This is a genomic window from Microvirga yunnanensis, assembly GCF_025460875.1.
Window position 1 is genome coordinate 18,367 of sequence record NZ_JAMXFI010000105.1, and the last position, 9,656, is coordinate 28,022.

Consider the following 9,656-nt stretch of genomic DNA (forward strand, 5'->3'; position numbering starts at 1 on the left):
ACGTACAATGGATAATGTTGGAGCCGCTAATCACGGGTTTCCAGAACTACTGCCGAGTGACTGCCTCAACAAACCCGCACAGGCTCGACCTTCGCCTATTGCTATCCCAAACAGGACGGCATTTTATGAGAACGTTACAAGAACATAGGTTTTTCAATGACTTATGATCTTCTTTGTTGGCAACCAAAAGAGTCGAACATATGCTCTTCTTAGGAGCGTTGTCATGTTCGGAACTTCCATTGCTGAGGTCTTGGACCTTCCGGATTTTCTTTCGGCTGATCCCGATCCGCTGCTCCGTCTCCTGTCCAGAGCTTTTGCCCTTGACCTTGAATCAACCCCATCAGCATCCGGCTTCGCCGCCCTCCGGGACTCGGCCCTCCTTCCAGCCGAAGGGCCCTTTTCCAAGGTGGGTTCCGATGTCGCGCCTTCTGCGTCCTCAGCGGCTGATCTTCTCAAGGCGACGAGCGCACGACCTTTCGTAATCGGGCATAATGCGACGCTCCATGATATCCCTATCCTCGGCCAGATGACGGGGCAGGATGTCTCTGCCATCTCTGTCATTGACACAATCTGGCTCGCCCCCCTCGCTCGTCCGGACCTCAGCTCGCACGCCCTGGAGAAGACCTACCAGACCGAAGGCCGGATAGCGCACAACGATCCCCGCGAGGACGCCCGTCTTGCTGTCGAGCTCCTTTGCACACAGGTGCAGGAACTCAAAGGCTTGGAGGCGCGGTGGCTCCGCGCTCTTCATTGGCTCTGCACCCTTGGCTCCGCGCACAAGGGCTACGCCGCTCTGTTCCAGGTCATCCGCCCAGGCGCCTCAGGCTCTCCCGATGACTTGCGCCAAGCTCCCCAGGATCTTCTCGATCTCTTCGACGGACAGGTCTGCCGGTGCGGACTCCAGGATCAGTTGGCCCAAGCCTACCGGACGGAGAACGGGTGGCCCCTCGCCTGGACCTTGAGCTGGTACCGAAATCGCGACAGACGGGCGGCTCCGGCGGTCTGGCTCCTCGAGTCGTTTCCCGAGTTTCGGGCTGTCCTGGATGACCTCGGGCGTCGCCGATGTAGCGAGTTCGCCTGCACCCATTGCCGCAATGCGGGCACGACGCTGGACCGGATGGCGTGCTGGTTCCCGCCAGAGCCGGGCACAGAGGCGTGCTTCCAGCCGCCCTTTGACCTTGACTCCATCTCCTTCCAGGAGCGGGTCATGGAGGCAGGGATCGCGCGGCGGAACATTCTCGGCATCCTGCCCACGGGGACGGGCAAGTCGCGCTGCTTCCAGGTGCCCGCCCTTGAGCATCATGCCAGGACAGGTGACCTGACGGTCGTCATCTCGCCATTGAAGGCCCTGATGCGCGACCAGGTCCAGAAGGCAATGGCGAATCTCACCGTCGGCGTGGAGTGCCTGCACGGCGACATGGATCAAGTTGAGCAGCAGAAGGTTGCAGAGGCGATTCAGTCGGGGCAGACCGCCCTACTATACATCTCTCCTGAACGCCTCGGCTCGGCAATGATGAAGGCCCTTCTGTCTTCGCGGAGGATCGGCCTCTGGGTGTTCGACGAGGCCCACTGCCTCACAAGCTGGGGCAATACTTTCCGAGGCGACTATCGGCGCGCGGTTAAGTGGCTCACGACCTGTGGCGCCAGCGGGAGCGACAGCGCCGCGGTCATGTGTCTGACCGCCACGGCGCGCCCAGAGACCCAGAGGGACATACAGACAGCCTTCGAGACAATGGCCGGGCGCAAGCTCACGATCATTGACGGCGGCGCCCATCGGCCGAACCTCACATATCGTGTGGTCGAGGGGACATCCGAGGGCCTGGAGGCTCAGGTTAAAACTTTCCTGGGTGACAAGGACCTGTTTCCACCCGGCAGCCAGGCGATCGTCTATGCACTACGACGTGAGAGTACGGAGACACTGGCCGAGAGCCTCAGGCACGCCGGCTATCCTGCCGAGGCCTACCATGCCCATTTGAATGCGGACAGGAAGAGATGGGTCGAGCGCGCCTTCGCCTCTGGCGAGGCAAGGATCATCGTGGCCACCATCGCCTTTGGGATGGGAGTCGACACACCGAACGTCCGACTGGTTATCCATACCAACCTGCCGTCCTCGCTGGAAGCCTACGCCCAAGAAGCTGGTCGTGGCGGCCGTGACCGCAAGCCCGCCAACTGCGTCCTCATCCAGGATCCCGATGATCTCGAGCAGAGGTTTGAGGCCATCGCGAAGAGCCACCTCGATAAAGAGGAGATCGATGCGGTTTGGGGGCACATCGTGGAGGTCCACCGACGCGTCCAGGAGGCCAGCAAGAGTACCCAGCTCATGCCTCCTCTCTCCCTGCCCTATGTGACCGTAGCCCGCAGCGTTCTCGGTTTGGCGGCAAGCCAGGACAACGAACGCACGATGGAGCGCGCGCGGGATCGTATCAATCGCATCATCGACGCTCTCGAAGCTGCGGGTCTTGTCGAGAAACTGCACCCCAGTCCTAGCCTTGAGCATTTCCGGGTCGATGCTGAACGATTGGCCGAGTTCTCGAAACTTGAACACACTCTGCCCCGGCTCCAGGCCCGGATTGTCTCCCTTATCAAGGCCAAGGCGGATGAGACACCCGAGGCGGACGATATCCGAATTCCGGCGGCCACCCGGGAGGCACTGGCCGAGCTCTGCGGGCTCACGCATCCCGATCGCGAGAACCACATCTCGAGAGCGCTCCGATCCCTCGTGAAGAAAAAGCTCCTCCGGCGTGAGGTCAGCGTCCAGATCGCCCTCAGCACCAAAGGCTTCGGGGAGGCATCGCTGAACGCGGCGCTCGATATCGACGCCGCTCTTCTTCGTGGCATCGAACAGCTGCTGGAGATGCGGACGCCCGCTGCCCCTGAGAGCGATTCAGTGCCCGATGGCGAGCCGGGCTTCATGCTGCATACTACGATCTCGGAGGTTTGGAACACCGCGAGGGAGTTCTATCCGGCGGAGCGAGTGGTTCCTCCTTCAGATGATCCAAGGGCGGAGACCGCTCCGCCTGATACGCCTGAGCCACAGATCACACCTCGGGATATCGTAGAGCATCTCCATGCGCTGCACCGAGGCGGGCTGCTGCGGGTTAAGATCTCCCATGTCAGCCGATCCGGAAAAATCTCGATCTCCGCCCAGCACGACATCGACACCGCGGTGTCCAAAACGGAGCACCGACGCCGGCAGCTTCAGCGCGTCCTGGCGACGTTGCGCGAACTCACCGGAGGCGGCCAGCGGCTCCTGCATATCTCACCCAAGAGACTTGCGGAGGAGGTGGCGGGGTTTGACATAGACTTGGACCAGGTCTGGCGAAACGACGGGGACGCCCTGGATCCGGAGCAGGCCGAGATCATTGCCAGGGAGGCCCTTTTGCGGCTCTCCGAGACCGGCACCCTCGATGTCGGCCCAGGCCTCTATCACCCGGCCGAGGAATGTCGGGTTATGGTGGTCAAACGCCCCGGCGCGCTGCGTAAGGACAGCTTCACCAAAGTCATCTTCGAGAGGGGGGTCGGCGCCTTTCAGCAGGAGGAGATCCGTCAGCTCCATCTTCTGGACGGTTATGCCCGCCAAGTTCTGACAGATCATCAGCAGGCGCCGGACCTCCTGAAGTCCTACTTTGCAACTCCATCCCAGAAGGCCTTAGGTCACGTCGTCACGGGAAAGGAACTCGAGCTCGCCCTCGAGAACCGGCCGGCCTCTGTCGCGCGGCAGATCGAGCTCCAGGCGCGGCTCGATGAGAGGCAAGCCAGCATCGTCTTCGGCGATACCAGCCTCAAGGACACACTCATCCTAGCCGGCCCGGGCTCGGGCAAGACCCGTGTGATCGTCGAGCGGATCGTGTGGCTGGTCTCCGTAGAGCGTGTGCCCCCGGACCAGATCTTGGCGCTCTGCTATAACCGGCGCGCGGCCGAAGAGATCCGCACCCGACTGAAGGAGGAGCGAGCTTTGGGTCGCCTCGGCACCGCGGTCTCGGTCTCCACCTATCATGCCTTCGCGCTCCAGGTGCTCGGGCTCTCCTACGACCGACTCTTCGACAAAGCTGTCGCCGAGGAAGCCGAAATGTCTCAGGGCAGGGCTGATCGAGGCAATGAGGCTGCCGCGTTCGACTCGGTCCTCGAGGAAGGCGGTCGGCGCCTGGCCGAGCACCGGCGCTCCGGCGGCAATCTGTCAGACATCATGCTCCGGCGTTACCGGTGGGTCTTCGTCGACGAATTCCAGGACGTGAGCGAGCACTCCTTCAACCTAATCCGGGAGATCTCGCAGCAGTCGCAGAAGAAGGTGAAGAGTCAGGCCCAAACGGCTGAGGACTTGATTGATGTCCGGTTCTGCGCTGTGGGTGACGATGACCAGAACATCTACGACTTTGGTGGCGCTAGCAGCCAGTATATCCGCGCCTTCGGCGACCTGTTCCCCGGCGCCGAGATGCCGGAGCTGACCTGGAACTACCGATCGAGCGGCGCCATCCTGAAAGTAGCCGCTGATATCATCGCCAGTGCCTCCGGGCGCCTAAAGACCACACCCATCGAGATCGACCCCGCACGACGTACGGTCCCGCTCCAGGGCCGCTACTACAGCCCCGAAAATCCTGACATCGGACGGGTAAGCGTGCGTGAAACGGAGGGTCAAGACATCGAGTCTCAGGCGCCCTATGCTGCCTCCGAGCTCCTCCACCTGGCGAAGTCCGTCCCCAAGGAGATCTGGCGGTGGGATGCCACTGCGGTGCTCGTGCGCAACCGGGCCCACATTCGCATCGTCGAACGAGCCCTCTCGGAAGCGGGAATCGAGGTCTCCCGTGACCTCAAGGGGCTTGTCCCCCTTCTCCGGGTTAAGGAGGCTATCAAGGTACGTGATTGGCTCGAGGCTGCGGAGCACAAAGGGCGGTGGCTCGCTCCGGATGACCTGCGCAAGGCGGCTACCTGGGTCGAGGGTACCTTCGCCAGCCGTTGGTCTCGCGCTGTGGCGGAGAAGCTGGAGAGCATGGCCTCCGAGATCGAGGTGGGCGAGCCGCGGTCGGCCCGGGAAATTTCTGACGAGTTCGTAGAATGGGCTAAGGGCTGGCAGCCAGTTCAGACAGGGGTGGTCGTCCTGACGGCGCACAGCGCCAAGGGTCTTGAGTTTGATAACGTTGTGGTCCTGGATGCCGGATGGCTCCAGCACCCGGGCTCCACGATGAACGACCCTGCCCGACGGCTCCTCTACGTCGCGGCCACCCGGGCGCGGCACAGCCTGAGCTTCATCACCTCACGCGAAGGACGCAGGAACATCTTAGGGGACTGTCGCCGCGGCGATCATCTCCTGGACCGGGACTGCCAGGCGATCCCGCCCGTTGTGGTTTCCCGCACTGCGCATGAATTCGAGCCCTGCTCCGTCCGCGATGTCTTTCTGTCGTTCCCAGCCTTTGATGGGCACGGCTGCAACCAGACGGATGACCTGATAGACCTAAACGCTAAGACGATTGGCAGTCTGAAGACGGGCGACCAGCTCGTCCTGCGCTGGACTGGGGAAAACGACCAGCTTCCATGGCACCTCTTTCGGGTGGCCGATGACGGCTCCGGCATTAGAATCGGAAAGATGCGCCGCGAGTTTGATCCGGACTTCGATCAGCGAGAGATCCCTGTTCGGGTGTTCGCCATCGTGCGGTGGCGGCACTGTGACAGCCAAGAGCACCATAAATCCAAGATCAAGCGGAAGGATTGGTTCACCATTGTTCCGGAACTCCGGATCGATAGGGCCTCGCGGGCTGGCACGGAACGCCTAACGGGCTGACATTAGGCCATTGGCGCCCATGACTGTAACCGCCAATGCTACTTGGATGAACAGTGATCTTCAGTCTGGCTCTTGGTCAGGCTCGTGCCCCTCTCTGCCATCCCGCTCCCTGACTGTTTACCCGGATGCTTAAGTGGGTGGTGGACCGTGGCTTACATGGACCAGCCGCTAGAGCGGCTTTTAGCATTAGCAGAACAACTAGGGTCGGCAACAAAACCAATCCTTGAGATCAACCCGCGCCTGACTACATTGTCACCCTGACAAACCTCGGAGAGTCCGAACAGACACTCCGTGACGGCGCATCCTATCGCCTGCTGGATAAGGCTCGAAGCTTGGATGGGGAATTGGCGGCGGATGCGAAGGTGTTCTCGCGGCGTCGCTCTGCGGTTATGCAGCCGAGCCTGCCGTAAGAGGCAACCGCAAAAATGATCATTCGCGAAACTGTGGCCCACACTAACTGCCTCTATGATCGGAGTGCCTTTTGCACCTCCGGCGCCACCCTCGTTCCGAAGATTTCAATCGCCTTCATCAGCGTGAGGTGGTCCATCACGCCAATGGCCATTTGGATCAAGAAGCGGTCGAACCGGAGGATCTCATGCATCGCTAGGATCTTGTCTGTCACCTCCGCAGGGCTTCCGACAAAGAGTGCGCCACGTGGTCCCCGTGCCACGTCGAACTGCGCACGGTTGGTCGGCGGCCAGCCGCGTTCCCGCCCAATACGGTTCATCACCTCCGCCTGTGGGGCATAGAAGGTGTCGGCAGCCTCTTGCGTAGTCGTGGCGACAAAGCCGTGCACGTTGATCGATGTCTTTAGGGCTACCGGATCGTGGCCTGCGCGCTGGGCCGCCTGCCGGTAAAGGTTGAACAGGGGTGCAAAGCGCGCTGGCTCTCCCCCGATGATAGCGAGCGCCAATGGCAGATTGAGCCCTCCGGCACGAGCAAGGGACTGCGGGGTCCCGCCGACCGCGATCCAGATCGGCAGTTTCTCCTGATAGGGCCGCGGATAGACGCCACGGCCTGTGATCGGGGGAGTATGTTTCCCGCCCGGCCAGCTGACCTGCTCGCTTCCGTTGAGTTGCATCAGGAGTTGCAGCTTCTCGGCAAAGAGCGTGTCGTAATCATCAAGGTCGTAGCCGAAGAGCGGAAAAGACTCGATGAAGGAGCCGCGGCCGGCCATGATCTCGGCTCTGCCCTGGCTGAGATTGTCGAGGGTGGCGAACTGCTGAAATACACGGATTGGGTCATCGGAGCTGAGCACCGTCACGGCGCTTGTCAGCCGAATGCGTCTTGTCTGCGTCGCTGCGGCTGCCAGCGCCACAGCAGGCGCTGAAACGGCATAATCGGGCCGGTGATGCTCGCCAAGGCCAAATACATCCAGTCCCGCCTGGTCGGCCAGGACAATCTCTTCCACCAGGTTGCGGAGGCGCTCCGCCGGGCTAACCCGGCGTCCCGTCACCGGATCGGCGCCCACGTCGCCGAAGGTGTAGAGTCCAAGTTCCATAAGAATGGTCCTCCCATAGGGCTTCTGCCCCAGTCATAGTCCCGAAGTCGCAGCCATCAGCTGCCCTTCAAATGGCAACCCCGCAGCGCCCTTCCAATGACCCGTGCGCCAGACACGGGTTACGGTTGGCTGCTGCCGGCTTTCTTGGGAGGGTACCTTATGCACCCAAGTCTTTTGGCGCGGGCCACAACATACTTCACTCCCCGGCCAGCCGACTTTGTCTCCTTGAGCAAGCTTGTGTCTCCGCAAGGCAAGCAGCTCAGTCTGAAGGTCGATTTCGCCGCTCTTAACGAGGCGAATGATAGACCGGAAGTACCCACCAGGGCTTCGGATGCTGTTTTTGCCGCTTGAGACATCATCGTCATAGAGTTGCAGGACGTAGATCACAGCTGTTGCAGCATGGATGGCTCCGATGGCCTCGACGGCCTCAGTCCAGGCGCTTGGGTGAGCTCCCAATGAGGCTCGAAGGAACCGTCCGGCCGAAACAAGGTCGGCAGCATCTCGGATCGGGTGAGCACAATCGGAGATCACGGGGCATGCTTCGACGATCAACGTTGGTACCGACAGCTCAGTGGGTAAAGCGGTCTGAGCAGCAGGCTCCATGTCATCCTGGCGGCCATTGTGACAAGTCTTACTCAAGGATTCATTCTCTGCCTCTATGTGTCGGCATGTCGTGCCGTCACAGCTTGCCTGATAGAAGGCTTCTTCGGTGAGCTGTCTGATCTCGTTCCAGACCTCCACGAGCCCGGCCGGGAGTGTCGCCCCGGAGCGCTTTGGGGTGCGAGCTTTCAGTGTACTGAGGCGGCTCTCAAGAGCAGCACGATCAACAGTGGGGTAGTACTGCGCCAGTGCACTCAAAGCCGCTTCGGTGGCACGACGGCAGACCGTGATCTCGTCAAACGAGCGCTTTAGAAGTTCCTTTCGCTGCTGTTGCTCAGCGGTGGCGGCGGCCCACTCGCCGCGACGCGCATAGAGCGGCGTTAGATCGAAGCCGAACGCATCGATAACGGTCCCCTTCTCATCCCGAACGGCATAGCGCTTGCCGTTCGGGGAGTCCTTCGGGATGAGCACTTGAAGCTCGATCAGAGCCCGGATGGCATTGCGGATCGATCGCTCGGACAGTCCGGTGGCCGCCGTCAGCCGCTGGTTGGACGGCCAGACGAGCAGCCTGTTGATGTGGTGTTCGCCCCAACAGACGACGAGCTGACTCAAGACCAGTCGTTGCGGCGCGCTCAGACGGAGCGCCCTTTCAGCATCACGAGCAGAGACTGAAAGCTCCTTTCGTGTAACAGTGCGCCTAGTTTCGAGCGCAAACTTCCTCGCGGCCAAAGCAGCGTGTCTCAGCCGCCGGCCTCCAGACGATGCGGGTTGCATCGCGTCCCTCCAATGTGAGGGCAAAGCGGGAGCGTTCACCGAAACCGATGTTCTTGACACGCAGCTTGTCGGGATGGCATAAGGAGGTTGCTACACCAATCCTGTCGCCGATCCCTCGGTGACTCCAAAGGCCCTCGAAGTTTCCAGCTTCGTGGGCCTTTTGCTTTGCCTAGCCTTAGTTCACGGTTGTCTTCTCCCGTTCCAAGAGTGTCGCGAGGTCGGGGATTAATCGCAGTCCGATGAGACCGATGCGCTCTCTTGTGCCGGCACTGATCTCGCCACCGGCTTCTTCAAGCACCAACACGACGATCTCCCGGAAGTCCGTCTGGCGAGGGACCTCTCGGAAGCTCTGATGATCTTGCTGCCTCAAGCTATCGGACGTTGTGTACTCCACTCTCTCGCAACACATGAGAGATGAACCGATTCGGTGTTACGTGTGGAGTCGCTCTGTAAGAATCGATTAATCTTGATTGTGATTTCCACTGAAAAGCTGAGTCCGAATGAGTCGAGCGCTTGGACGGATTCAGTCACGGTGCAGTGGACTTACCGCATTTCCGCAATTTAAGACTCAAGCTAGATTCGAGCTCTGACAGAGAGAGATTCAAATAGACTCTGTATTGCTAAATATTCTTCGTGCTATGCAGCTCAACGACAAGAGACTACTTTCAAATTTCATCGTATATCTCCAAAGCTCCACGATGCAAGAGGCCTGCTCCTGGCGCATGAACTGATACTGCTGGCGAATTCATCATGCTGGGACGGGAACCATCATGAGCTTGGTGAAGGCGGATTGCCGGGTTCGTGCGAGCGGCTTGCCAGCAAACCAAGCCCCGAGTCGGATGAGGTTCATGGCGGCCGCCGTCAGCACGTGTTGCAGATGCGTTTTGGCGAGACCGATATAGCGCGAGCGCCGCAGATGCAGGACCCGGACACCTGCCGAAATCGTTCCCTCGATGCCGGCGCGCTGTCGATACTCTTTTGAGAAGGCAAGCTGCTCCTCACGCT

The 9,656-nt window shown here is 60.5% G+C and carries 4 protein-coding genes; 1 reads left to right on the forward strand and 3 read right to left on the reverse strand.

What is annotated here, in order from left to right; genetic code table 11:
- The first annotated feature begins 526 nt into the window (after positions 1–526).
- Entirely contained in the window at positions 527–5,776 is a 5,250-nt protein-coding gene (locus NF876_RS33120) for a RecQ family ATP-dependent DNA helicase (protein WP_262272402.1), read from the forward strand.
- Positions 5,777–6,239: 463 nt separating this feature from the next.
- Here the strand turns inward: NF876_RS33120 and NF876_RS33125 are convergent, their stop codons facing one another.
- The 3 genes from NF876_RS33125 to NF876_RS33135 form a co-directional block, all read right to left on the reverse strand.
- Positions 6,240–7,277, reverse strand: coding sequence for an LLM class flavin-dependent oxidoreductase (locus tag NF876_RS33125; RefSeq protein ID WP_262272403.1), 1,038 nt, complete (start codon positions 7,275–7,277; stop codon positions 6,240–6,242).
- Between the two features lie 33 nt (positions 7,278–7,310).
- Complete coding sequence (gene repC / locus NF876_RS33130) at positions 7,311–8,651, reverse strand: plasmid replication protein RepC (RefSeq protein WP_262272404.1); 1,341 nt, start codon at positions 8,649–8,651, stop codon at positions 7,311–7,313.
- A 748-nt stretch (positions 8,652–9,399) separates the two neighbouring features.
- The coding region (locus NF876_RS33135; RefSeq protein ID WP_262272405.1) for a transposase at positions 9,400–9,656 on the reverse strand (257 nt) is incomplete at its 5' end.